General features: G+C 66.3%; 26 protein-coding genes. 16 read left to right on the forward strand and 10 right to left on the reverse strand.

Annotation, left to right across the window (positions count from 1 at the left end; genetic code table 11):
- Positions 1–28: 28 nt before the first annotated feature.
- From AC1DX2_RS24100 to AC1DX2_RS24110, 3 genes are all read right to left on the reverse strand, one after another.
- A complete protein-coding gene (locus tag AC1DX2_RS24100; RefSeq protein ID WP_477198968.1) occupies positions 29–1,900 on the reverse strand; it encodes a sensor histidine kinase in 1,872 nt (623 codons plus the stop codon).
- A gap of 172 nt (positions 1,901–2,072) precedes the next feature.
- Positions 2,073–2,570, reverse strand: a complete 498-nt coding sequence (locus tag AC1DX2_RS24105) for an SRPBCC family protein (RefSeq protein ID WP_477198969.1) — start codon at positions 2,568–2,570, stop codon at positions 2,073–2,075.
- A gap of 42 nt (positions 2,571–2,612) precedes the next feature.
- A complete protein-coding gene (locus AC1DX2_RS24110; RefSeq protein ID WP_477198970.1) occupies positions 2,613–2,969 on the reverse strand; it encodes an ArsR/SmtB family transcription factor in 357 nt (118 codons plus the stop codon).
- 195 nt (positions 2,970–3,164) lie between these two features.
- On the opposite strand from AC1DX2_RS24110, the gene AC1DX2_RS24115 reads away from it, so the two are divergent.
- Positions 3,165–3,737, forward strand: a complete 573-nt coding sequence (locus AC1DX2_RS24115) for a hypothetical protein (RefSeq protein WP_477198971.1) — start codon at positions 3,165–3,167, stop codon at positions 3,735–3,737.
- 157 nt (positions 3,738–3,894) lie between these two features.
- Entirely contained in the window at positions 3,895–4,119 is a 225-nt protein-coding gene (locus tag AC1DX2_RS24120; protein ID WP_477198972.1) for a hypothetical protein, read from the forward strand.
- Between the two features lie 59 nt (positions 4,120–4,178).
- On the opposite strand, the gene AC1DX2_RS24125 is transcribed toward AC1DX2_RS24120, so the two are convergent.
- The 5 genes from AC1DX2_RS24125 to AC1DX2_RS24145 form a co-directional block, all read right to left on the reverse strand.
- Positions 4,179–6,047 carry a PAS domain-containing hybrid sensor histidine kinase/response regulator gene (locus AC1DX2_RS24125; protein WP_477198973.1) on the reverse strand — a complete coding sequence of 623 codons (1,869 nt, stop codon included), beginning with the start codon at positions 6,045–6,047 and terminating at the stop codon, positions 4,179–4,181.
- A 162-nt stretch (positions 6,048–6,209) separates the two neighbouring features.
- Positions 6,210–6,674: a hypothetical protein gene (locus AC1DX2_RS24130; protein ID WP_477198974.1), complete on the reverse strand. Its 465-nt coding sequence runs from the start codon at positions 6,672–6,674 to the stop codon at positions 6,210–6,212.
- Positions 6,675–6,694: 20 nt separating this feature from the next.
- Positions 6,695–7,339 carry a glutathione S-transferase family protein gene (locus tag AC1DX2_RS24135; protein ID WP_477198975.1) on the reverse strand — a complete coding sequence of 215 codons (645 nt, stop codon included), beginning with the start codon at positions 7,337–7,339 and terminating at the stop codon, positions 6,695–6,697.
- A 21-nt stretch (positions 7,340–7,360) separates the two neighbouring features.
- Positions 7,361–8,197, reverse strand: a complete 837-nt coding sequence (locus AC1DX2_RS24140; RefSeq protein WP_477198976.1) for an arylamine N-acetyltransferase family protein — start codon at positions 8,195–8,197, stop codon at positions 7,361–7,363.
- 48 nt (positions 8,198–8,245) lie between these two features.
- A complete protein-coding gene (locus AC1DX2_RS24145) occupies positions 8,246–9,868 on the reverse strand; it encodes a methyl-accepting chemotaxis protein (protein WP_477198977.1) in 1,623 nt (540 codons plus the stop codon).
- A 122-nt stretch (positions 9,869–9,990) separates the two neighbouring features.
- On the opposite strand from AC1DX2_RS24145, the gene AC1DX2_RS24150 reads away from it, so the two are divergent.
- The 10 genes from AC1DX2_RS24150 (at position 9,991) to AC1DX2_RS24195 (ending at position 20,134) form a co-directional block, all read left to right on the forward strand.
- Positions 9,991–10,623, forward strand: a complete 633-nt coding sequence (locus tag AC1DX2_RS24150) for a TetR/AcrR family transcriptional regulator (RefSeq protein ID WP_477198978.1) — start codon at positions 9,991–9,993, stop codon at positions 10,621–10,623.
- 123 nt (positions 10,624–10,746) lie between these two features.
- Positions 10,747–12,030 carry an MFS transporter gene (locus AC1DX2_RS24155; protein WP_477198979.1) on the forward strand — a complete coding sequence of 428 codons (1,284 nt, stop codon included), beginning with the start codon at positions 10,747–10,749 and terminating at the stop codon, positions 12,028–12,030.
- Complete coding sequence (locus AC1DX2_RS24160; RefSeq protein WP_477198980.1) at positions 12,027–12,173, forward strand: hypothetical protein; 147 nt, start codon at positions 12,027–12,029, stop codon at positions 12,171–12,173. Before AC1DX2_RS24155 ends, AC1DX2_RS24160 begins: the two co-directional genes overlap by 4 nt.
- Positions 12,174–12,269: 96 nt before the next feature.
- Positions 12,270–13,085, forward strand: coding sequence for a TlpA family protein disulfide reductase (locus AC1DX2_RS24165; RefSeq protein WP_477198981.1), 816 nt, complete (start codon positions 12,270–12,272; stop codon positions 13,083–13,085).
- A gap of 72 nt (positions 13,086–13,157) precedes the next feature.
- On the forward strand, positions 13,158–13,760 hold the full coding sequence (locus AC1DX2_RS24170) for a helix-turn-helix domain-containing protein (RefSeq protein WP_477198982.1): 603 nt from the start codon (positions 13,158–13,160) through the stop codon (positions 13,758–13,760).
- On the forward strand, positions 13,757–14,287 hold the full coding sequence (locus tag AC1DX2_RS24175) for an N-acetyltransferase family protein (protein ID WP_477198983.1): 531 nt from the start codon (positions 13,757–13,759) through the stop codon (positions 14,285–14,287). The genes AC1DX2_RS24170 and AC1DX2_RS24175 overlap by 4 nt, the downstream gene beginning before the upstream one ends.
- 52 nt (positions 14,288–14,339) lie before the next feature.
- A complete protein-coding gene (locus tag AC1DX2_RS24180) occupies positions 14,340–15,851 on the forward strand; it encodes a S10 family peptidase (RefSeq protein ID WP_477198984.1) in 1,512 nt (503 codons plus the stop codon).
- Positions 15,852–16,229: 378 nt separating this feature from the next.
- A complete protein-coding gene (locus AC1DX2_RS24185) occupies positions 16,230–17,984 on the forward strand; it encodes a hypothetical protein (protein ID WP_477198985.1) in 1,755 nt (584 codons plus the stop codon).
- A 68-nt stretch (positions 17,985–18,052) separates the two neighbouring features.
- Positions 18,053–19,327: an EAL and HDOD domain-containing protein gene (locus tag AC1DX2_RS24190; protein ID WP_477198986.1), complete on the forward strand. Its 1,275-nt coding sequence runs from the start codon at positions 18,053–18,055 to the stop codon at positions 19,325–19,327.
- 9 nt (positions 19,328–19,336) lie between these two features.
- Positions 19,337–20,134, forward strand: a complete 798-nt coding sequence (locus tag AC1DX2_RS24195; RefSeq protein ID WP_477198987.1) for a substrate-binding periplasmic protein — start codon at positions 19,337–19,339, stop codon at positions 20,132–20,134.
- Between the two features lie 77 nt (positions 20,135–20,211).
- Here the strand turns inward: AC1DX2_RS24195 and AC1DX2_RS24200 are convergent, their stop codons facing one another.
- A complete protein-coding gene (locus tag AC1DX2_RS24200; protein WP_477198988.1) occupies positions 20,212–20,658 on the reverse strand; it encodes a CBS domain-containing protein in 447 nt (148 codons plus the stop codon).
- Between the two features lie 258 nt (positions 20,659–20,916).
- Between AC1DX2_RS24200 and AC1DX2_RS24205 the strand changes: the two genes are divergently transcribed.
- The 4 genes from AC1DX2_RS24205 (at position 20,917) to AC1DX2_RS24220 (ending at position 23,257) form a co-directional block, all read left to right on the forward strand.
- Positions 20,917–21,273: a PspC domain-containing protein gene (locus AC1DX2_RS24205; RefSeq protein WP_477198989.1), complete on the forward strand. Its 357-nt coding sequence runs from the start codon at positions 20,917–20,919 to the stop codon at positions 21,271–21,273.
- A gap of 56 nt (positions 21,274–21,329) precedes the next feature.
- Positions 21,330–22,004: a signal peptidase I gene (gene lepB / locus AC1DX2_RS24210; RefSeq protein WP_477198990.1), complete on the forward strand. Its 675-nt coding sequence runs from the start codon at positions 21,330–21,332 to the stop codon at positions 22,002–22,004.
- Positions 22,005–22,082: 78 nt separating this feature from the next.
- A complete protein-coding gene (locus tag AC1DX2_RS24215) occupies positions 22,083–22,277 on the forward strand; it encodes a hypothetical protein (RefSeq protein ID WP_477198991.1) in 195 nt (64 codons plus the stop codon).
- 77 nt (positions 22,278–22,354) lie between these two features.
- Complete coding sequence (locus AC1DX2_RS24220) at positions 22,355–23,257, forward strand: hypothetical protein (protein ID WP_477198992.1); 903 nt, start codon at positions 22,355–22,357, stop codon at positions 23,255–23,257.
- Between the two features lie 341 nt (positions 23,258–23,598).
- On the opposite strand, the gene AC1DX2_RS24225 is transcribed toward AC1DX2_RS24220, so the two are convergent.
- On the reverse strand, positions 23,599–24,174 hold the full coding sequence (locus tag AC1DX2_RS24225; RefSeq protein WP_477198993.1) for a peroxiredoxin: 576 nt from the start codon (positions 24,172–24,174) through the stop codon (positions 23,599–23,601).
- Positions 24,175–24,192: the final 18 nt, after the last annotated feature.

The raw sequence follows: 24,192 nt of genomic DNA on the forward strand, positions 1-24,192 counted from the left end.
CCGTGCACACCGCCGTTGGACACCCCCTTCAGAACACCGAATTGCGGTCCAGTTCCGGCGCCACGGCGGGAATGTCGATGACGAATTTGCAACCCTGCCCCGGCTCGCTGCGCACGTGGATGGTACCGCCCAGGATTTGCGACACCGCGTTGTGCGACACATTGAGCCCCAGGCCGGAACCGCCATGACCCAGCCGGGTGGTGAAGAAGGGGTCGAAGATGCGTGACTGGTGCTCCGGCGCAATGCCCTTGCCGTCGTCGGCGACAATGATGACCACCCTTCCGTCACCCACCAGCTTGGCTGAGATCTCGATGTTGCCGTGCTCGCGACCCTCAAAGCCATGCACCACGGCGTTGCTGACCAGGTTGGACAGCACCAGCTCCAGCGCGCCGGGAAAGCTGTCCAGCACCAGGCCCTCGGGAATGTCGACGTTCAGCCCATAGGGCTTGTAGGCACCGCCGAAGTTCAACGTCGTCAGTGTGGTGTTCACCAGCTCGCGCAGGCGGAACTCGCGCCGCGTGGCCTGGGCGCGGTCGGCCGCCACCTGCTTGAAGCTGGCCAGCAGCTCGGCACTGCGCTCCAGGTTGCGCTGGGCGATGTCGCCGGCCATGTCCACGTTGGCCAAGAAGGCCTCAAAGGCCGCGCGGCGCAAGCCGCCGGTGCGCACATCGGTGCGGAAATCACGCAACTGCGCCCGCACGGTGGTGACGGCCATCAGGCTGTTGCCTATGGGCGTGTTGAGCTCGTGCGCGATGCCGGCCACCAGCCGGCCCAACGCGGCCATTTTCTCAGCCTGCACCAGGTTTTCCTGCGTTGCGCGCAGGTTGGCCAGCGTTTGCTCCAGGTCCCGATTGACGCGCACCAGGTCGTCGGTGCGCATGGCCACGCGGGTTTCCAGTTCGGTGTTGAGCAGCTGGATCTCATGCGCATTGCGGCGCTGCTCGGTCACGTCTTCACAGGACAGCACCAGCAACTGGGCATCGCCCACCACGGTGGGCCGGGCCTGCACATGGCCCAGGAAGCGACTGCCGTCGCCACGCACGAAATGGGTTTCAAAGTCCCGTATAAAACCGTCACGCTTCAAGGTCTGGGCGAAGCGCACCTGCTCGGCCAAGTCGACCCAGAAGCCCAGCTCCAGCCCGGTGCGGCCCAGGCTCTGCTCGCGGGTGTAGCGAAACGAGCTGGCCCAGGCGTCGTTGATGCTGACAATGCGCAAGCCCTTGCCCGCGCCGGCGCCGGTCACCAGCGGCGCGCCGTCGAACACCGCCATGGGCACCGGTGAGCTGTTGAACATCACGCGCGACTTGTGCTCGCTGACCTGCTGCAGCTCGGCCGCCATCTGGGCGCGGCTGACCTGCAGGCGCAGTTGCGCCAGGATGCGCTCGAAATCGCTCTTGATCAGCCAGATTGTGAGGGTGCCCACCGCCATGATGACCACCCAGTCGGTAAGGCGGGCGCCCAGCGAGCCCATGCGCGGCGCGCGTCCCGACACCGTATAGGCATAGGCCAGCAGCGCAATGGCAGCCACAACGAACCCCGTCAGCCCCCAGAAGAAGCGCAGCGGCAGCAGCATGGCGCCCATGACCAGGATGATGGGGTAGGCCACCAGCGCGATGTCGTACACACCCTCGCCGCTCCAGGCCAGCAGCGTGATCATCACCGTCAGGGCGGCCAGCAGCAGCGCGCAGGCCGTGGTCTGCATGGCGTGGCGATGCAGGCCGATACAGATCGCGATCACCACCATGCCGGCCAACAGCAGCCAGGCGGTGATCATGCTGCCGGCCCACAGGCTCAAGCCGGCGCGCAAGGTCAACGCCAGCAGGCAGAAGGCACAGATCTGGACGAATCGGCGCTGGCGCAGCGCCGATTCCAGATCGCCCGACCACACAGGGTCGGGCAAGGGTTGGTCAACGGTGGCGGGTAAGGTTTCGGCCTGCATGGATAAGCAACGCCGGCAGGCAACCGGGCTGCACCCATGTCGCAGACAACCAACCCCACCGACCTGCCCATTACACCACCAAGAAAGGGCTGCGCCAATCGATGGCGCGACACCCCCGGGAGGCGCGGGGCGCCTACAGCGTCTTGGCCAGTGCCACCAGTTGGTCCAGCGCAGCGCCCCAACCGTGGTGGAAACCCATCTCCTCATGCTGCTTGCGGGTGCTGGCCTCGCCATGGCGGGCCATGGCGATGTAGCGGGTGCGGCCCTCACCCAGCGACTGCAGCGTCACCACAGCGGTGAAAAAGGGCTTGGGCGAGGGGCGGAAACCCGCCAGCAACGTGTCGGTGAACACCAGGCGTTCCTGATGCACCACTTCCAGGCAGCAGCCCTTGTTGGGCATGACTTCACCACCTGGACCATGCATGACGGAGCTGAACTCGCCACCGGGCCGCAGGTCCATCACGATGTCAGTGGTGTACCAGGGCTTGGGGCAGAACCACTTCTCCAGATGCTTGGGCGTGGTCCAGACATCCCACACCAGCCCGCGCGGCACGTCAATGTCGCGTTCGAGCACCAGGTCGAGCTCGGGGTTGGGTGTCCACAGGGAAGGCGGGGTTGCGGAAGCGTTCATGTCGTTCTCCTCAGGGTTGAGATGGTTGGTTGAATGAAAGAGTCAATGTTCGGACGCATCGGACTGGCGTTGCGCGTGCAATTGGAGCAGGTAGGTGTCCAGCTGGTTCAGCCGCTGCTCCCACAGGCGGCGCTGCACGGCCAGCCAGTCCTCAGCCTGCTTCAGCCGCTTGGGCTCCACGGTGAAGGTGCGCACCCGCCCGCGCTTGCTGGAGCGCACCAGGCCACAGCGCTCCAGCACGCGCATGTGCTGCACAAAGGAAGGCAGCGCCATGTCGAACGGCGCTGCCAGTTCGCTGACCGAGGCCGGGCTGGCGCACAGCCGCTGCAGCACGCTGCGTCGGGTGGGGTCGGCCAAGGCGCGAAATACGCCGTCGACGGTGGCTTGGGAAGTTGGCATGGACACAGTGTAACCTAAACTTAGGTAAAAAGCTAAGTAATTTCCCGCCTGCAGGCAGGGGCATGGATTTCTGACGGCTTGACATCTGTGCGCTAGCCAGCACAACCGCCCGCAAGTCATGTGCGATAGTCAGGCGCAGCCGCGCCAGCGCGGCCAAGCACTCGACGCATCAGACAAGCTCCAGAAAGGCTCCTCATGAAACGGCTCGCCCTGCTCCTTCTTTGCCTGGCTGCCAGCGCGCTTGCCCAAGCCCAGGCACCCGCGCCGGCGGGCGACACCTGGTCCAACATGCCGCAGGCCAGCGATGACCGCTATTCCAACCCCAAAAGCAAGTTGTACGCCGGCCCGAACGGCTGGCACAACTTTGGCGAGGTGCGCGCCGTGGTGGCCAACCCGGCCAAGACCCGCTATGACGTCAAGGCAGGCTTCAACACCACCGCCGGCCTGCTGGTGCTGGCCGACGCCAGTTCGCTGCGCACGCTGAGCCTGGACTTTGGCGACCCCGCCCCACCCCCCGGCACCTATGAGGCCGCCGCCAAGGCCGGGCTGGCGCAGAAGAAGGTGCGGGTCTCCATGTCCGACGTGTCTGGCGGCAAGATCAGGGAATGGACCAGCGCCGACAAGGCCGGCAGCGTCACCGTCTCCAAGGTCAACGGCTACCTGTACGTGAAGATGCGCGACGTGCAGCTCAAGCCCAACGGCACCCACAACACCGGCGACATGAAGCAGCCGATGACGCTGGGTTTTGAAGGCGCGTTGGCGCCTTAGCAACTGACCGGAATGCCTGCTCCTGCGGGCGAATGCGCCATTGTCCGACACGCCCACCGCAAACCGGATGACAGTCGGCAGGTCGTTTCGGGCCTACAGTGGCTGCACGAACAACAAGAGCAAAACAATCTCGCGCCAATCAACGAAGGAGAAGGTCATGAGCTCGAAGAAGCAACAGAAGAAGCAGGACAAGCAATCCCTGGGCAACCAGCCCGAGGCCGGCGATGACCTGGACGAGCGGCAACGGTTGGGCGCTGTCGACGATGGCCGCCGCGCACAGGCCGACGACAGCGGCAGCGCCAAGGAGGTCGAACGCGAAAGACCGGCTCGCTCGGGCCAAGAAGACAATGACGCCGGCCAGAACAGGCTGAACGAAGTCTGACCACAGCGCCACTGTGCATTGACCGAACCGGGGCCGCAAGGCCCCGTTTTCTTTGGCCATCAGCCGCCCAGATGCGCCGCCAGCACCTCGCGCAGCCGGTCCAGCTCCACCGGTTTGGTCAGGTGCTCCTGAAAGCCGGCGGCACGGGTGCGCCGCTTGTCGTCGTCGTTGCCGTACCCGGTGACGGCAAATGCACACAGCTTCTGTTCGCCGGCAATTGCGTTCAATTCGCGCAACAGGTCATAGCCGCTGGTGTCAGGCATGGACAGGTCGAGGAACGCCGCGTCCGGCATGGCAGCACGCACGGCGGCCATGGCGCCGTGGCCGTCGTAGGCGGTCACCACCTGGTAATCCAGCATGCGCAGCACCTCGGACAGGCTGTCGGCGGCGTCGCGGTTGTCGTCCACCACCAGCAAGCGCCTCTTGGCGTCCTGCGTGCCCGCAGTGCCCTTGGCCACCAGGCGGGCACCCGGCAGCACGAAGGTGAACTTGCTGCCTTTGCTCAGACCTTCGCTGTCGGCGTAGAGCGTGCCACCATGCAACTCCACCAGTGACTTGGCCAGCGTCAGCCCGATGCCCAGGCCGCTCTGACCGGCCGAAGCACCTTCCACCTGCGAGAACAGCGTGAACACCTCGCCCAGCGCCTGCGCCGTCATGCCGATGCCGCTGTCCGCCACGGCGGCGTACAAATGCTGCCCTTCCACCCAGGCGGTGAGGCGAATGTCACCACCCTCCGGCGTGAACTTGACGGCATTGATCATCAGGTTCTGCAACACCTGGCTCAGGCGCGTGGCATCGCCCTGCACCCAGATGTCGGACGGCGGAACGTCCACCACCAACCGGTGTTTGCGCGCATCCACCAATGGACGCACCGCTTCCATGCAGCGGGAGATGACTTCGCCAAAATCCAGGTCTTCGGTCTTCAGATGGATCTTGCCGGTGGTCAGCCGGCCGACATCCAGCAGGTCATCCACCAGTCGCGTCAGATGTGACAGCTGGCGGTCTATCATGTCGCGCCCGCTCTTCACCATGCTGGAGGGCGCGGGCTCCAGTTGCAGGATGCTCACCGCGTTGCGAATCGGCGCCAGCGGGTTGCGCAGTTCATGCGCCAGCATGGCCAGGAATTCATTCATGCGCCGGCTGGACTGTTCCAGTTCTTCCAGCCGCCGGCGTTCGGTCATGTCGCGGGTCACCTTGGCGAAGCCGCGCAGGTTGCGGTCACTGTCAAACACGGGCGTCAGCACTGCGTTGGCCCAGAAGGCCGAGCCGTCCTTGCGCAGGCGCCAGCCTTCGCGTTCCGTGTGGCCGGTTTCCAGCGCCAGCCGCAGCTCCTCCTCGGGCGCGCCGCGCTCGCGGTCCTCCTGCCGGTAGAACATGCCAAAGTGCTGGCCGATGACTTCGCGCGCCGGGTAGCCCTTGATCAGCTCCGCGCCGCTGTTCCAGCTCTCGATCAGGCCTGAGGGGCTGAGCATGTAGATGGCATAGTCCTTGACGCCCTCCACCAGCAGACGAAAGCGCTGCTCGCTGTCCCGCAGGGCCTCCTCGTTGCGCCTGCGCTCGGTCAGGTCGCGGGTGACCTTGCCATAGCCGGTGAGCGTGCCGGATGGGTCGACGATGGCGGTGATGACCACGTTGGCCCAGAAGCGGCTGCCGTCCTTGCGCAGGCGCCAGCCTTCGTCCTCATAGCGCCCCAGGGCCTTGGCGCGCCGCAGTTCCTCGGCCGGCCAGTCGGCCGCAACGGCATCCGGGGGGTAGAACAACGAAAAGTGCCGCCCTATCACCTCTTGCGGCAGGTATTGCTTGATGCGCTGCGCCCCGGCGTTCCAGGACCTGACGATGCCGTCCGTGTCCAGCATGAAGATGCCGTAGTCCTGCACGGCTTCCACCAGCAGGCGAAAGCGGTCTGAGGTTCCATCTTCCTGGGTCATGCGGGGCCGATAGCGGGCTTAAGGCTTCATAGGGGGTGAAAGTTGCCTGGAGTCTACATGGCTACCGGACTGGTCGAGTACCCCGACGGCAAGCCTCATGCTATCGGCTGGCTTGCTGCCACTCTGTGCGGTTCGTCACATAGCCGGTTGACGGGGCTGCGGTCAAGCAGCTTCGGCCTGGGCCAGCCACTGACCGCCAGCGCCGAAGAACATCAGCCACACCGCCGCGAACTCCATCAGCGTGGTCACGCCTTCGGTCAGCGCCACCCAGGCCGAGCGCGGCCATTCCACCGGAATGTCCTGCGCCACCTGCAGCCAGCCATAGGCCAGCAGCGCCAGCATGGCCCAACGCGCCCACAGCTTGCGCCGGCGCAGGCACAGCACCAGCCACGGCAACAGCGCCAACGTGCCGAAGAACATTCCCAGGTCCCACACCAGCGACAGCAGGGGCGGCTCAGGGATGAGCGGACGCGGCTCGGTGTCGAAGTAGCCGGCGGCCAGGCTGCCCAGCAGGCTCAGCACCAGCGAGCCCAGGATCAGGCCACAGGCTTCATGGATCTCGGGTGGGACACCCTGGCCTGCCGCTGGCGGGCGTTGCTCGGAGAGTGGATCAGGTATGGGAGACATGGGGGTAACGCGGGAACCCTTCACCACTTGGGGCTGATGCGCTGACCCGGCAACACATCATACGGGTCGGCCCAGCCCGGCAAGGCGCGAATACGGTCCAACCAGGCGTCGATATGAGGAAACCGCTGGCGTATCTGGCAGCCGCTCTCCTCCTCCGGGAAGAACAGGTAGCCGCACATGGACAGGTCGGCAATGGTGGGCTTCTCACCCACCATGAAACTCCGGGTGGTGCCCAGGTGCTTGTCCACAATGGTGAAGGCGGCGTCTATGCGGCCCTTCAGCCAGGCCATCACCGCCGGGTCTGGCGCGCTGGGGCCGAAGGACTTCATGAAGCGGTAGCTGACAAAGTAGCTGCTGAACTTGTGATTGTCGTACAGCAGCCAGCGCAGCACCTCGCGGCGCTGCGCCTCATCGTCACCGCCCAAGGCGGCGTGCTTGTGGGCCAGGTGCGTCAGGATCAGGCCAGACTGCGTCAGCCTCAGCGGGCCGTCCTCCAACACCGGCACTTCACCCATCTCGTTCATGCCATCGCGCCAGGCCTGCTCGCGGGTGACGCCGTTCATGAAGTCCACGAACACCGGCTCCCAGGGCTGGCGCAGGCAGTTCAGCGCCAATGCCACCTTGTAGCTGTTGCCCGATTGGCAGAAGCTGTGCAGACGGTACATGGAGAACTCCTTGAAGGGCACTCAGGCCCACTCGGGGATGCTGGGCACGCGCAATTGCGCCAGCTCGGGCAGGTCGAAGCCGAAGTGCTCGCGCAGCAGTGCGCGCAAGGCCACGCGGTCTTCCAGCTCGAAGGTGCGCACCACCTCGCCATGCTGACGCATGGTGACACTGCGGTTGGCCACCGTCACCAGCCCCTCATCGGGCGCGAACGCACGCAGCATGATACGTTGGCGAAAGCCGGAATTGGGGTGTGTGGCGGTGTAATGGTTGCCCATGTCGAAATCCTGTGGATTCTCCACATCCAGCGTGCCCACCCAGGCGTCGGCCGGCGCGCCCTGGTCCAGCGTGCGCAGCCACCAATAGTGGCCCTCTTGCTGCAACCAGTGGGTCTGCTGTTGCACCTGCACACGCTCACCATCCCGCAGGGGCAAGGGTGCGCGGCAAGCCAGGCCGCCCAGGCCAGGGTCCACCACGAAGCGGCCGCCTTGCGGCCCTGGCAGTTGCACGCTGAGGAACATGTGGGTGCGCGGTGCCTCGTCGCGCGCCATGCGCATCACCACCCGCGCGGTGTGGCGCTGCACCGCAAAGCCCAGTTGTTCCAACACGGCGGCGAACAATGTGGCCTGTTCAAAGCAATAGCCACCGCGGCGCTGGTGGAGCAGCTTGTGCTGCAGGCCGGCCAGGTCCAGCCGGATGCCACGGCCCAGCAGCACGTCCAGGTTTTCAAACGGGATGCTTTCCATGTGGGCGCGCAGCAAGCCGGCCAGCGTGGCGTGGTCGGCGCGCAGCGCCCCGGCCCAGCCCACGCGGGCGAGGTAGGCGTCCAGGTCAACAGCAGTGGGGTTGGGCAGGCTCATGCGCGGATTCTCCGCGCGAAGGATAACGGCAAAACGGTGCTGCCGGCATCATCGCAACAAGGCCATGGGCGCAGACCCCAGGTGCAATGAGGCACCACCCGGCGTGGCGGCATGGGCACCACCCGCATGGCTACCCAGCTTGAACACCGCCACCGCCTGCACCAGCTCCTGCGCCTGGCCCTTCAGGCTGCTGGCCGAGGCGGCCATCTGCTCCACCAGGGCGGCGTTTTGCTGCGTGGTCTTGTCCATCTGTTGCACCGCCTCGCCCACCTGGCTGACACCGGCACTCTGCTCGCTGCTAGCCGCGCTGATCTCGCCCATGATGTCGGTCACGCGGCGAATCGCGGCCACCACCTCGGTCATGGTGGTGCCGGCCTTGTCGACCAGCGCGCTGCCGGCATCCACCCGCTGCACGCTGGTGCCTATCAGGCCCTTGATCTCTTTCGCCGCCTCGGCACTGCGCCCGGCCAGGCTGCGCACCTCGCTGGCCACCACCGCAAAACCGCGCCCCTGCTCCCCGGCACGGGCGGCCTCCACGGCGGCGTTCAGCGCCAGGATATTGGTCTGGAAGGCAATGCCGTCGATGACGCCGATGATGTCGGCGATCTTCTTCGACGAGTCATTGATGCCCTTCATGGTGTCCACCACCTGGGCCACCACCTCGCCGCCCTGCACCGCCTTGGTGCTGGCGCTCTGCGCCAGCTGGTTGGCGGTGCGCGCGTTGTCGGCGTTCTGCTTGACGGTGGCGCTCAGTTCCTCCATCGAGGCTGCGGTTTCCTCCAGCGCGCTGGCCTGGCTCTCGGTGCGGCTTGACAGGTCATGGTTGCCGGCGGCGATCTCGGCGCTGGCATTGGCCACCAGCTCCGAGCCCTGGCGCACTTGCGTCACCACCTGCGACAGATTGCCTTGCATTTCAGACAGCGCGCGTGACAGCGCCGTGATCTCGTGGTTGCCCTCCACCGTGATGCGGTGCGTCAGATCACCGCGCGCAACCGCGCTGGAAGCTGCCACCGCCTCGCGCAGGCTGCGCGAGATGGTCCGGATCAGCAGCGTGCTGAACACGGCGGAAAAAGCCAGCCCGGCGATCAGCCCGCCCACAGCCAGCACGCGTATCCATTCGTAGCGCTTCACCGCGGCGTCGTATTCGTGTTTGGCCTCATTGGCCTGCAGGCGCATCAGGTCCTGCAGGTCCTGCTGCACTGGCAGGTACAGCGGCAGCAGCTTTTCTTTTTGCAACGTCATCACATCGGCCAGTGCGTTGTTGCGCATCGCCTCCAACGCAGGGCGCAGGCCCTCATTCAGGTAGCGGTTGCGATTGTCGTTGAGCTTTTTGGCCAGCACAGCCTCCTCGGGCGTCATGTGGCTGGCCATGAACTCGGCCAGCGCCTTGTCCACGCCGGCGATGCTGGTGGTGATTTCGGTGTTGACCTCGGTCAGCGTCTGCGGGTTGCGGTCGAACATGCTGCGGTCTATGGCCAGGCGCACGCGCAGCGTCAGGCTCTCTATCGCGCCCAACTGCCGCATGGGCAGGGTTCGGTCCTCGTACACGGTCTTCAGCGCGCCATTGGCCGAGGCGATGCCAAACAGCCCCAGCCCGGCCCCCACGACGAGCATGCCGCACAGCAAGGCGGCGAAGACGATCAGGCGGGTTGAAATTTTCAGGTTATTCATAGGTCTAGCTTGTGTCCTCGTAGCGGTCGCTATGGTGGTGGCGTGGCTGACGGCGGTCAATTGCGTGAATCCCTCGCGGGGGTGCTTGACAAGCAAATACGTACGAGTGTATTATTCGCTCCATGGCCAAGCATTCACACCGCGAACGCATCCTCAGCGAAGGCATGAAAGTCGTGCACGCGCACGGCTATGCCAATGCCAGCGTGCGCGACATCGTGCGCGCGGCCGGGGTGCCGCAGGGCTCGTTCACCAACCACTTCACCTCCAAGGAAGCCTTTGGCCTGGAAGTGATAGAGCTGTATTACGCCGCCAGCCGCGACAGCCAGCGCCAGACGCTGCGCAATGACGCGCTGGCCCCGCTGCAACGGCTGCGCGCCTACATCGACGCCAGCAAGGACCGGCTGAACCAGAGCCAGATGCGCAATGGCTGTCTGCTGGGCAATTTCACCGCCGAGGCCAGCGAGCACAGCGAGCCGATACGCAAGCGCTTGCTGGAGATCTTTGCCGAGGGCCGGTTATCGCTGGCCTATTGCCTGCGCGCCGCCGTGCAGGCCGGTGAAATTGCGCCGCAGACCGATTGCGACGAGATGGCCGGCTTCATCCAGTCGTCTCTGCAGGGCGCCAACCTGCTGTCCAAGGTGGAGCGCAGCACGGTGCCGCTGGAGCGCTGCAAGGAAGTCATCTTCTCGCTGCTGTTGCCGCGCACCGGCACCGCCGGCCTGACCGTGGCCGCGGCCACGCCGGCCGCCAACTGATCCCACGTCCTCGGTGATGTCGCCATTGTTGTGCCTCTGCCTTATTTCCCTTCAATTAATACGGTCGTACATATTTAAGCAAAATTACGCACCTTGTTCAAACCTGGTTCCTGAGTTGTTTTCATGCCTTCCCCCACCCCACACCCCTCCAGCAAGAAAGAGAGCTTCCACATGAGCAAGACCTTCACCTTGGGGACCCGCGCCAGCTTCTGGGTGGCGGCAGCGGTCGCCGCCCACACGCTGTGGACCAGCGCCGCCCCCGCCCTCAGCTACCCGTTGTATGCGGCACAGTGGCATCTGACGCCCACCGTCATCACCGCGATGTTCGCGGTCTACCCGGTCACCGTGGTGGCCGTGCTGCTGCTGCTGGGCAACCTGTCGGACCAGATTGGCCGGCGCGCCACCATGCTGATGGGCGTCAGCGCTTCGCTGGTGGGCGCCCTGCTGTTCGCGCTGGCGCAGGACGTGGCCTGGATCTTCGCCGGGCGCTTTGCCATGGGCGTGGGTGTGGGCCTGTCGGCCAGCCCGGCCAGCGCCGCGCTGGTGGAATTCAGCGCGCCCGGCCAGGCGCAGCGGGCCGGCGCTGTCAACACCGCCGCCACCGGGCTGGGCCTGGCGCTGGCCGTGTTGGTGGGCGGCGCGCTGATCACCTACGCGCCGCTGCCCACGCATCTGAACTTCTGGGTGCTGTCGGCGGTGCTGGCCGTGTTGCTGGGCTTCACCTGGCTGCTGCCGCGCCACACCCTCGTTGATGCGGGTGCCCGCTGGCGGCCGGCCGTGATCAAGGTGCCGGCCAAGCTGCTGCGCCCGTTTGCCACCTCGGCCACGGCCGTGACGGCGGCGTATGCCATGGGCGCCATCCACCTGTCGCTGGGTTCGCAGATCGCACGTGACCTGATCGGTTCGAAGAACGCCATGGTCACCGGCCTGGTGATGGCTGCGTTCGCGGCGGTCACCGCCGTGGTGGCCATAACCGCCAAGCGACTGGACAGCCGTGTCAGCGTCGCCGCCGGCGGGCTGACGTCCGCCACCGCCATGGCGCTGCTGATGCTGGCGGCCAGCCAGCACGCGCTGCCCATCTACATCGCCTCGGTGCTGCTGACCGGCGTGGCCTACAGCCTGCTGTTCTTGGGCGGGCTGACGCTGATCAACGCCAATGCCCCAGCCCAGCACCGTGCCGGCACGTTGTCGGCCATCTACCTGATCGGCTACCTGGCCATGGGCGCCTTGGCGCTGGCCCAGGGCGTGATGGCCACGCGCCACGGCCTGGCCGCCGCCTTGACGTTGGGCGGGCCCGCCATCGCCGGGCTGAGCCTGGCCGCAGCAGCGCTGGTGGCAGCCAACAGGCTGTGGCCGCAGCGCGCCCCGGCCATCGCCATCACCACCGCACCCGGAGCCGCATCATGAGCACCATCACCGCCAAAGACATCCACGCATCAGGCAGCACACCGCGGCTGGTGATGGCTTGGGCCGGCTACTTCGCCGCCACATTGGCGGCCGTGGCGGCGGCCATGTTTTCGCTGGTCACCGTGATGGTGCTGATGACCTGACGGGTCCATTGCGCGGCCATGCCCCGTTCGGGGGATGGTCGCGCGGCGCAACTGCGCCTAAGATCGCGCTCCAACACGACAGGGGAAGCGCGAGCTATGCATGCAGACAGACTCACGATCAACACAGCCACGGCAAAACGACCGGCCAGTGCCGCGGCCCGGTTCTGCTCCGCCGTGGTGGCGGCTGCGCTCAGCGTGGGGCTGCAAGCCCAGCCGGCCCCCACCCCCGCCGCCCCGTCGCTGGATGAGCCCACCTTCCTCGCTACGTGGCATGTGGAGCCTGGCACCAAAGTGGTCTACCAGGACGAGCTGGGCCAGGCCATCAGCTATGCCGCCTTCGCCGAGCAGCGGCGCGAACGCCGCTCGCTGAGCAAAGGCACGCGTGACGGCGTCACGGTGTTCCGGCTGATGGACAAAAACTACAACGGCGCCGCCATGCGTGCCAGCGCGCTGGCCCAGGTGAAGGTGCAGCCAGGCCAACCGCTGCCGCCGTTCGACCTGCCGGGGCTGGACGGCCAGCGGCGCGACAACGTCACGCTGAACGGCCGCTACAGCCTGATCAACTTCTTCTTCGCTGCCTGCGTGCCCTGCATCCTCGAAATACCGTCGCTGAACACCTTTCGCGACAAGCACCCCGAACTCAACGTGATGGCCTTCACCTACGACGACGTGGCCACGGCCAAGGCTTTCCAGGCCCGCTACCGTTTCAACTGGCCCATCGTCGCGGAAACCGGCCCCTTCAACAAGGCGCTGGGCGCGATGGCCTACCCCAGCTTCGCGCTGGTCGATCCGCAGGGCCGCTTGGTGGCCTACACGATGATGGGCAACGCCCCCTCACCGGACGAAGCCAGCGGCAAGCTGGAGCACCAAAAGCTGGCGGCCTGGGTGAAGGCGACCCTGCCGGCCAAGTGACTGCGTTCGCCCTGGCGCCGCCCTCGACGGCTTGACAGCTTCGTCCATAATTGTGGAAAATATTCCACAATTATGGATTCAACCGAAGAACAGGCCATCCACCAGCGCATCGCCGCCACGCTGCGTGCACTGCGCCAGCAGGCCGGGCTATCGCTGGAAGAACTGGCCAGCGCCACCGGTGTCAGCCGCTCAGCGCTGTCGCAGATCGAGCGCGCGCAGAGCAGCCCTACCGCGGTGGTGCTGAGCCGCATCGCCTCCGGCCTGGGGGTGCCGCTGGCCACGCTGTTTGGCGCACCCGAGCCGGCTGCCAATGCCGCGCCGCTGGTGCGCCATGCGCAGCAAGCCACCTGGCAAGACCCGGCCAGCGGCTACCAGCGGCGCGCCGTGTCGCCACCGCACTACCCGTCGCCCATACAGATCGTGGAGGTGGTGTTCCCGCCCGGTGCGCGCGTGGCCTATGACAATGCGCCGCACGGTGCCAGCGTGCACCAGCAGGTGTGGATGCTGGAAGGCACGATGCACTTCACCGTGGGCGACGACGCCTACACGCTGCGCGCCGGCGACTGCCTGGCCCACACGCTGGACCGCCCCACGCATTTCCACAACCCCAGCCGCAGAGTAGCCCGCTACGCCGTGGTGCTGGTCACGCAAGCCCAGAAGAAAGCCACGCCATGAACGCCCCGGTGCAGACCTTCACCATCACCCGCCTGGACCGCGTGGGAGAACAGCACATCCAGCAACTGGCCGACGTGCTGCAAGACTGTGTGGACGGCGGCGCCTCGGTCAGCTTCATGGCGCCCATGGGGCGCGACAAGGCGCTGGCCTTCTGGCGCGGTGTGGCCCAAGGCGTGCATGCCGGCGAGCGCGCGCTGCTGGTGGCGCAAGACGATGAAGGCATCGTGGGCACGGTGCAACTGGTGCTGGCCCAGCCCGACAACCAGCCGCACCGCGCCGACCTGAGCAAGATGCTGGTGCACCGCCGCGCGCGCCGTTCTGGCCTGGGCGCCACGCTGATGCGCGCCGCAGAAGAAGCGGGCCGCGACTGCGGCAAGACGCTGCTGGTGCTGGACACGGTGACGGGCGGCGACGCCGAGCGCCTGTATGCCCGCCTGGGCTGGACGCGCGCAGGCGTCATCCCCGACTACGCGCTGATGCCCTATGGCGGCCTGGTGCCCACCACGGTGTTCTACAAAAAACTGTAGCTTGCGATGAGGTGCGGTAAGCTGCGCGCTTCGCACTTCCCACAGCCCAGCCATGACCGACACCACCAGCGACAAAACGCCTTCCGACGACGACAAGAAGCGCCAACGCGAGCGGGTGGAAAAGCTGCTGGCGCAAAGCGCCGCCACCGCCAGCGGCCAGGTTGTGCTGACCAGTGGCCAAACACTGCGCTACAGCAGCAGCGCCGGCTTCGTGCCGGTGGTGGCTAACATGTCAGACACGCACAAGGGTGAGCCCGACGCCGCGCTGTTCATGACCAGCTATGTGGCCGAGCCCGCGCAGGCTGCGGCCAAACCGGGTCCGCTGCTGTTCGCCTTCAACGGCGGCCCCGGCTCGGCCTCCATCTGGCTGCACCTGGGCGCGCTGGGCCCCAAGCGCGTGCCCATCAACGACGACGGCAGCATGCCGCCGCCCTACACCGTGCAGGACAACCCGCACACCTGGCTGGAGCACTTCGACCTGGTGTTTGTGGATCCGCCGCACACCGGCTTCTCGATAACCGCCAGCGAGGAAGCGAAGAAAAAGATGCTGAGCGTGGATGGCGACGTCGACGCGCTGGCCGAAGCCATCCGCACCTACCTGACGCGCAGCGGCCGCTGGGCCTCACCCGTCTACCTGGCCGGTGAGAGCTACGGCACCACGCGCGGCGCCGCGCTGGCCGACAAGCTGCTGGACCTGGGCATTGCGCTGGCCGGCCTGGTGCTGGTGAGCTGCGCGATGGACATCCAGACGCTGGACTTCGAGGGCAAGAACGACCTGGGCTATGCCCTGTTCCTGCCCGGCTTTGCCGCCACGGCGCAGTACCACGGCATGCTGAAGGGCGCGCCTGGCCAGGACGCCGCCGCCGCCCGCGCCGCCGCCGAGGCCTTTGTGCTGGAAGACTACCTGGCCGCGCTGCACCAGGGCGCGCGCCTGAGCGCCGCAAAGCGCACGCGCGTGGCCAAGCGGCTGGGCGAGCTGACCGGCCTGAGCGCCACCCTGGTGGAAGACCATGACCTGCGCGTGTCTGACCAGGTGTTCTTCTTCGAGCTGCTGCGCGACAAGGGCCTGATGGTGGGTCGGCTGGAGTCGCGCGTCACCGGCCCCATGGGCGCGCGCAAGTCGCGCGCCTGGGAGTTCGACCCCGGCATCGAGGCGCTGGCCGCGCCGTACACCATGGCTTTCAACGCCTACCTGCAGGGCAGCCTGGGCGTGCAGCAGGAGCAGCCCTACCACACGCTGGCGCTGGATGTGAACAAGAACTGGAACTGGCTGCAAGGCGAAAGCAAGGGCAATCACTACACCAGCACCAGCACCAGCGCCGCGCTGGCGCGCGCCATGCGGCGCAACCCGCACATGCGCGTGCTGGTGGCCAGCGGCTACTACGACCTGGGCACGCCCTATTCGGCCAGCGACTACTCGCTGGCCCGGCTGGACCTTCCAACCGACGTGATGGCGCGCATCAGCCACCACTACTACGGCGCCGGCCACATGATGTACACGCGTGGCGACGACCTGAAGAAACTGAAAACAGACCTGGCCGGCTGGCTGGAAAACGCCGCGTAGCGCCACCCCCAAATGGGGGATGCCCTCGCACAACCTGCTCAGGCTTGTGCGGCAAATCACATGCCCGTGCGCATGCCCCCTGGCGCCGCGAAGGCGGCCGCTCAAGAATTCAATCCGTGACAACAGCGGCCGCACATCGCCCTCGCAGCGATTGCGGCTGACCACAGCACCTGGCCAACGAGCGGCGACACAGCCGTGCCGGGTGCTTCAACGCTACGGCGGAGGTAACGCGTGAAACAGACCCGGACACGAGTCGGCAGGGGTTCGCTCCTGCGCGACAGAGAAACCTGCAAGCTAGGCGGCGGACGCGCAGTTACTGCCGCTGAGCCGGCGCGGCCTCGCCTGCGCTGCACCACCTGAACCACAAAGGGAACACCCATGAGCCAAACCATCACCGGCAGCCCCGCTTCCATCCTCGACATGAACCTGGCCTTGTTCGGCCTGGTGCCCAGCAATGCCGTCTACATGAACCAATTGGGCGTGATCGGCGAGAACAATGTGCGCCTGGCGACCTATGCCAACCAGCTCACGGACGCGAATTTCAAAGGCGCTTCGGACAATGCTCTGGCTACCATCGTGTTGAACAACATTCTGGGCATCAGCCCGGCTAACACGCAGGCCTTGGCGGGTGCGGTAACGGAACTGCTGGCGGCCCACCCTGGCAATCGCGGGGTGGTGATCTACCAGTTGGTACAAGTGCTCGAAGCGGCAGCGGACACTCCCGCGTTCACGGCCGTGGCGTCAACCTGGAACGAGCGAGTCAGTCTGGGCTACATCTTTTCAACCACCCCGGGCTCCATCTACATGCCGGTGAAAGGCGGCCCACCCACGCTTCCAGTGGTTGGACGCACCTTCGTGCTGACCACCGGCGTGGACAACGCCATCGGCCTGGCAACCGACGATGTCTTTGTAGCCACAGAAGCCACGCTGAACGCTGGCGATGTCCTGACCGGCAACGGCGGCAACGACCAGTTGCGTTTTGCCAGCAGCGGCACCACTGCCATCAGCAAAACCGGCTTCACCACCACCGGCATCCAGACGCTGTTGGTCACCTCCGACACCACCGGTGGCACCACCATGGACACCTCGGCCATGCAAGGGCTCACCACGCTGATCAACGACAACAGCTCCTCCAACGTCACGTTCAGCAAGATCATGAGCCTGGCCCCGGTCACGCTGCAAAACGTCAGCGGCGGCGACACGCACCTGCTGTTCGACACCTTCGTGGCCGGTCACCTCAATGACACGATGAACCTGACCCTGAACAACAACAAGACCATTGCCGGCGGCAGCATTGGCGTGATCGAGGCCGAAAACATCGAGACCTTCGCCATCACCACCAAGGGCGGCTCTTCCAACATTGCGGCGCTGAAGTCCAGCACGCTGGAGAAGGTGACGGTTGCCGGTGACCAGGACCTGACGCTGCACCAGCTGGTCTTCTTCAGTCCCACCCCTGGCAGCAATACCCTGGACGCTTCGGCACTCACGGGTCGGCTGGACGTGACGCTGGGCAGCGGCGGCACACCCGGCAACCCCACTACGGTGACGGGCGGCCACAACGTGGACACGCTGCGCTTCTCGGGCAATTTCGCAGACTACCAGATCACGTCGGTGGCGGCGGGCCCCAACCTGGCCTTCACCGTGCACGACCAGCGCATCACCGTGGCGCCGGTGGGTGACGTGCACACCACCGCGGTGGAGCGGCTGGCCTTTGCCGACCACAAGGGGCTGGCCTATGACGTGGCCGCCAACCAGTCCGCCGGCAAGACGGTGCTGATGCTGGGTACCGCGCTGGGCACCGGCCTGCTGAAGGACGCCAGCTGGGTCGGCAAGGCCCTGGCCTATTTCGACCATGGCGCCACGCTGCAAAACGGCGCCGACCTGCTGCTGGCCAGCGGCCTGGTGGGCGCAGCGGCAGGTGGCAGCAGCAACGCCACGCTGGTGGGCTGGGTTTGGCACAACCTGTTCGGCAACGCGCCGGATGCCGCCACGCTGACCGCTCTGACCGCGCCACTGGACAACCACAGCCTGACGCAAGTGCAGTGGCTGGCCGCCGTGGCGGGCAGCGACGTGGCGCAGCAGCAGGTGCATCTGGCGGGCTATGCCGGCACCGGGCTGGCGTTCGCCGTCTGATCCGGGGGCTGGCCAACCGGTGGAAAGCGGTTACATCCAGCCCCGCCGTCGCGGCTAAGATATGCGGCATGCCCACCACACCTGCCGCCAGCCCTTCAGCCAACAGCCCCGCCGCCCCCGCCAAGGGCCTGCCCACACCCAACCTGATCGCGCGCCAGCCCATTGTGGATGGCAAGCGCGCGGTGGTGGCCTATGAACTGTCCGACCGCTCGACCGCGCTGGACGCCCACGATGCGGCCACCGACATCTCCCTGATCTTCAACGCCATGAACCATGCCGGCGACGAGTTGGCGCTGGGCAAGACGGACATCTTCATCAACCGCACGCACCAAAGCCTGGTGGACGGCCACCTGGACCTGGTGCAGCCGGACAAGGTGGTGCTGAAGATCCCGCTGATGGCCGAGGACGCGCAAGCCGACATCGACCGCGTGGCCTTCATGCTGGGCGAGGTGAAGAAGCAGGGCTTTCGCCTGTCGTTCGGCCAGGCGGTGATGGCACCGGCCTATGCCAGCTGGCAGCCGCTGGCCGACTATGTGAAGGTGGACATGCAAGGCGTGCCGGCCGACCAGTTGAAGGCACTGGTGGCCGCCATCAAGGCGCGCACCAAGGCCGCGGTGATCGCCGAAAAGGTGGAGACGGCCGAGCAGTTTTCCACCATGGCGGCTTATGGCGTCACCATGTTCCAGGGCTACTACGTGGCCCGGCCTGACGTGGTGCAGACCAAGGTGGTCACGCCCTCGCAGGCCAATGTGCTGCAGCTGTTCAACCTGGTGCGCAACCAGGCCGCCACCGAGCAGATCGAAGAGGTGCTCAAGCGCGACGCCATGCTGGGCTTCAACCTGCTGCGGCTGATCAACTCGGCCAGCTTTGGCCTGTCGCAAGAGGTCACCTCGTTCCGCCACGCGGTGATGCTGATGGGGCTGAAAAAATTGTTCCGCTGGACGGCGCTGCTGCTGGCCTCCTCGCGCGCGGCCGGCTCGCCACCCATCGTGGGCACCACCGCCGTGGTGCGCGGGCGCATGATGGAGCTGCTGGGCAACGGCACCCTGTCCAAGGAGGAGTGTGACGGTGCCTTCGTGGTGGGCATCTTCTCGCTGCTGGACGACATGCTGGCCATGCCCATGCAGCATGCGCTGACACTGCTGTCGCTGCCCGATCCGGTGCTGCTGGCGCTGCGCGACGGCAACGGTGTCTACGGCGAAATGCTCAAGCTGGTGAAGGCGGCCGAAACCTATGACGACGCGTCCTTCGCCGCCGCCGCCCAGGCATTGGGCTACACCAACCACCACATCAACATGGCACACATGGAGGCGCTGATCTGGGCCGACGGGCTGGGCCTGTAAGACCGCGCCATGCGTCACCTGGTTGTGGCACTTGCCGCGTTGCTGGCGCAGGGCGCCGTCTGGGCGCAGGACAGCAAGAGCTCCGCTGGCAAACCGCTGGTCTTCTGCGCCGAGCCCGGCGACACCTCGCTCTGGTTCCGTCGCGCGCCGCCCGTCGATGGCAAGCCTTCCGGGCAGATGCTGGGCTTCTCGCCGGACATGCTGACCACCGCTTTCAAAAAAATGGGCCGCCAGGTTCAGATGCGCGGCGATCTGCCCTGGAACCGCTGCCTGCGGCTGGTGCAGGCCGGTGAGGTGGACTACGCCTTTGGCGCCTACTTCAGCGAGGAGCGGGCCAAGACGCTGGCCTATTCAAAACCCTACAAGACGCTGACGCCGCAAATCTTCTTCGCCGCCCGCCACCCGATCACTATCCAGACCGTGGCCGACCTGAAGCGCTACAAAGGCTGTGGCATGCACGGCGCCAGCTATGCCCACTATGGCCTGGGTGAGAACGACCTGGAGCGTGGCGTCGCCACCGTGACCTCGCTGGTGGCCAAGCTCAAGGCAGGCCGCTGCGACTACTTTCCGGAAGAGATAGAGACCTTCCAGCACAGCCCTGGCACGCTGGGCAACTACCTGAGCGACCCCGAACTGCTGCACACTGGCCTGGAAGGCGCCACACCGCCAGCACGCCACCTGGTGGCCGCCAAGGGCAGTGCCGCCGCCGCGCTGCTGCCGGCCTTTGACGCGCAGGTCGCCGCCATGATGAAGTCGGGCGAGTTCATGCAGCTGTGGCGCAAGAACGCCGGCGATCTGCCGTTTTAGCCCCCACGCTCGTCACTTCGTGTACTCGCTGCCCCCCGAGGGGGCCGCAAATCCCCTTGGGGCGGCCCGGCGGGGATTTAGCCTAAAGCGTCGTTCACCGAATCGTGGAAGTCGGCCAGGCTGCTCGCCGCGGTGAGTTCGCGCGGCAGCGCGTCGCGAATGGAAAACACGCCCAGGATGCGCCCACCCGGCGCCGCCACCACCGGCAGGTGACGAAAGCCATGCTCCAGCATGATCAGCACCGCGTCGGACACCGGCGTCTGCGGCCCCACGCAGTGCGGGCCGCGCGTCATCACCTGGGCGGTGGTGGTGCGGGTAGGGTCCAACGCACGCGCCAGCACGCGCGTCATCAGGTCGCGCTCGGTCAGTATGCCCAGCAGCGTGCCGTGCGCCGGGTCGATGATGAGCACGCTGCCCACGTTGGCGCGCGTCATCACGCAAGCGGCCTCGTGCACGGTGGCGGTGGGGCCCAGGCTCACCACGTTGCGCGGCGCCATGGATTGCGAAACCGTGCGTTCAGCCATGGCAATTCTCCTTGGGTTTGCGTGCAATTTACCGCAGCGCCGCCCGCCTGTCACTAGCCAAGAGGGCTTCCGTCTGCCCGGCCGAACCGACACTCTGTCCCGCCCCTCCCGCCATCCGTCGCCTGGGGCTGGAATGTGCCGCCGGTTGGCACTATCGTTCACCCCAGAGCCTTAGGCAGCGGACCGGTTGAAACCTTCACAACCGCCGCCAAGTGCTTGTTTTGATTGCTTGTTTTTTTGTTTGAACAGGAGCCCCCCATGTCCATCTCCGACGAGCTGTTGCGCCTGGAGCAGATGCGCCAACGCGGCAGCCTGAGTGAAGACGAGTTCCAGCGCGCCAAAGCCCGGCTGCTGGGGGACCCGCAGCCGGCGGCCAGCACGACCTCGGCGGCGCCGGTTTTCGAGGCGGTGAATGGATTTCGCCGCTCATCCACCGACCGTTGGGTGGCCGGGCTGTGCGGTGGCCTGGGCCAGACCACCGGCGTGGCCTCCTGGGTCTGGCGGCTGCTGTTCGTGCTGCTGCTGTTTGCCGGCTGCGCCGGGCTGGTGGCGTACCTGCTGCTGTGGCTGGTGGTGCCGCTGCAGTTGCAGCCGCCGCTTGTACACTCGCGTTGAACTTCGGCCGCGCAGGTCGGTCTTCATCACAGGCTTATCCCTACGGAATTGACAACATGTTGCAATTGCTGAAAAACAACCGCGGTTTCATCGCCTTCATGCTGCTGTTCGGGCTGTTCCGCACCGCCGTGGCCGATTGGAACCCCATTCCCTCGGGCTCCATGCACCCCAATGTGCTGGAGGGCGATGTGGTGTTCGTCAACCGGCTGGCGTATGACCTGAAGCTGCCGCTGACCGACCGCATCCTGGCCCGCGTGGGCGAGCCGCAGCGCGGCGACATCGTCACGTTCTCCTCGCCGGTGGACGGCACCCGGTTGATCAAGCGGCTGATCGCGCTGCCCGGCGACCGCGTGGAAATGCGCGACAAGCACCTGGTCATCAACGGCGTGGCGGCCCAGTACGCACCGCTGTCGGCCGCACCCGAAGCCGGCGTGGGCGACGACGCCAGCTGGCCGGTGGAGCGCCAACTGGAGCGCACCGGTGGCGGCAGCCAGCACGAAATCCAGTGGCTGGAGGGGCGCGGCTCCATCAACAGCTTCGCGCCGCTGACCATCCCCCAGGGCTACTACCTGATGCTGGGCGATAACCGCGACAACAGTGCCGACTCACGCTTCATCGGCCTGGTGCCGCGCCACCTGCTGATCGGCAAGGCGGTGCGCATCCTGGTGTCGGCCGACATCAAGGGCAACTGGATGCCCCGGCTGCAGCGCTTCGGCCAGGCGCTGCTGTGAGCTGACCCGCCCCCTCTGGCGGGCGGCCCACCCCGGGCGCACAATGGCGGCACGGCAACGCCATTTCAGGAGACCGCCATGATCGATACCCTGCTGCAACCCGCCGCCACACTGACTGCCGCGCTGGTGGCTGCCCACCCCGCCGAGCAGAACGTGCAGGCCGCCGCCGACACCTTCGTGCGCATGTACCGTGCGCTGGAAGAGGCCCGGCTGCATATCTACAGCGAGGACAAGCACGCGGGCAAGCCCGTCGTCAGCTCGCTCCCCACCTGAGGAGCCCGGCGCAGCAGCGGCTGCGGCCGGCGCAGGGCGAACTTGGTAGACTCGCTGCCAACCCCCTCGCCGCCTACATGCCCGCAGCCACGCCCGCCCCGCCCGCCAGCCTCGTGGTGCAACCGCCCGCGCCGGGCCGGGTGGCCGGCCTGCGGGCCGTGGTCATGTTCAAGCCCCAGCCCGGTTCACGCGAGCAACTGTGCGCCGGTGTGGTGACCCGGCTGACCACCGGCGAGGTGGCCGCCGTCTGCGCGATAGACAGCAAGAAGGCCGCCCACCTGTTCGGCGAGGCCGGCCAGGGCCTGTATTTCGCCGCCCAGGCGCTGTGCCAGTCGCTGCTGGAGCACTGGCGTGCCCAGCCCGACGCCAGCCAATGGGTGCCGCCGTTCGAAGGCGCCAGCCTGGCCGAGGTGCATGCTTTCAGCGCGCGCGACGCCGACACCGGCGCGCGCCAGATGCTGGAGCGCGGCAGCACGCTGCACACGCTGCTGGCGCAATACCAGGTGTCGCAGGCCGAATGGGGCCGCGGCATCGTGGCCCGGGTGAAGGCCGCCATCAAACGCGACGTCAACACCCGCCATCTGCACGAGCGCTTCAACCGCGACATCCATGTGGGCGAAGAAGCCGGCCGCCTGCGGGTGGATTTTCTGGGCCAGAACTTTGCCTGCTACTTCCTGCAGGTGACGCAAAGCGCGCGCAGCGCCGACACCACCGTGGAGCGCGCCTTCGGCAAACTCTACGAGCTGGCCGCCTTGCAGCGCTTCGTCAAGAAACCACGCCGCTCGCTGGGCCTGTTGGACGACGAGCGCCCCGAGCGTTTCGCGCTGGTGATGGTGGGCGAGCACAGCGACCCGGTGCAACGCCGCGTGATCAACCTGGTAACCACCATTGCGGATCGCGATGCCATTCGCGCGTTGCCGGTGCCCAATGTGGACGCCGCAGCTGCGCACGTTGTCGAGATGGAGCGGTTGGCAGCATGAGTTCAGGCTGCTGAGGTGGCCCTGTCTTTAGCTGCCGACGCCGCTGGTGCGCGTGGCTACGCGGATGTCCCCCGGGCCTGCGGCCCTCCTCCTTGATTCCGCTCCGCCACACGCCCCAGCGACATCGGACACATTGGCGCGGGTGACGCCGGAACGCCCATGACATTGGCAAGATCAACCGGTCGGCTGGCAAGCATCCGTGCCCCACCCATGCTGGCAGGATCATGTCGATGCGGCATTCGGCGCAGCGGCATCAAGGAGGAGGCCCGCAGGGCCGGGGGACAGCCGCGGAGCCGAGTGCCGCGTCGGCATGATCCCCAAACCAACTCAAAGTCAGAGGGCTACTTGCCGGCAGAAGCCTTCCACTGCTCAACAGCCTTCATGGTATTTTCGACGTGCTTTTCCGGGCTCATGGCGGCGTGGACGTACAGTACCTTGCCTTCGGGGCTGATGACGTAGGAGATGCGGTCCGACATGCCCGGCATGATGGCCAGGCCGGCGTCGTACTGTTTGGTGATGCGCGCGCCACTGTCGGCCAGCACGGCAAACTTGTTGCGGCAAGCCTCCACCGAGAACCTCTTCAGCGTGTCGATGTTGTCGTTGGAGATGCCCACCACGGTGGCGCCCAGCGCGTTGAATTTGGGCGTCGCTTCGGCGAACTCATGTGCCTCCACCGTGCAGCCCTGGGTAAAGGCCTTGGGGTAGAAATACAGCACCACCGGGCCTTTCTTCAAGGCGTCGGCCAGCACGAACTTGGAGGCCACGCCGGCCAGCGCGGCGTCGGTGGTGAAGTCGGGCGCGGGCGCACCCACGGGCAGCGCGGCCAGCGCACTGGCCCCGGCCATGGCCAGCAGCGCGCCAGCGGCGCTGGACATGCTCAGCCGCTTGAAGAAGTTTGAGGATTCAGTGGTGCTCATGATTCATATTTCCAAAAA

Source organism: Hylemonella sp. P2_B10, from assembly GCF_056404875.1.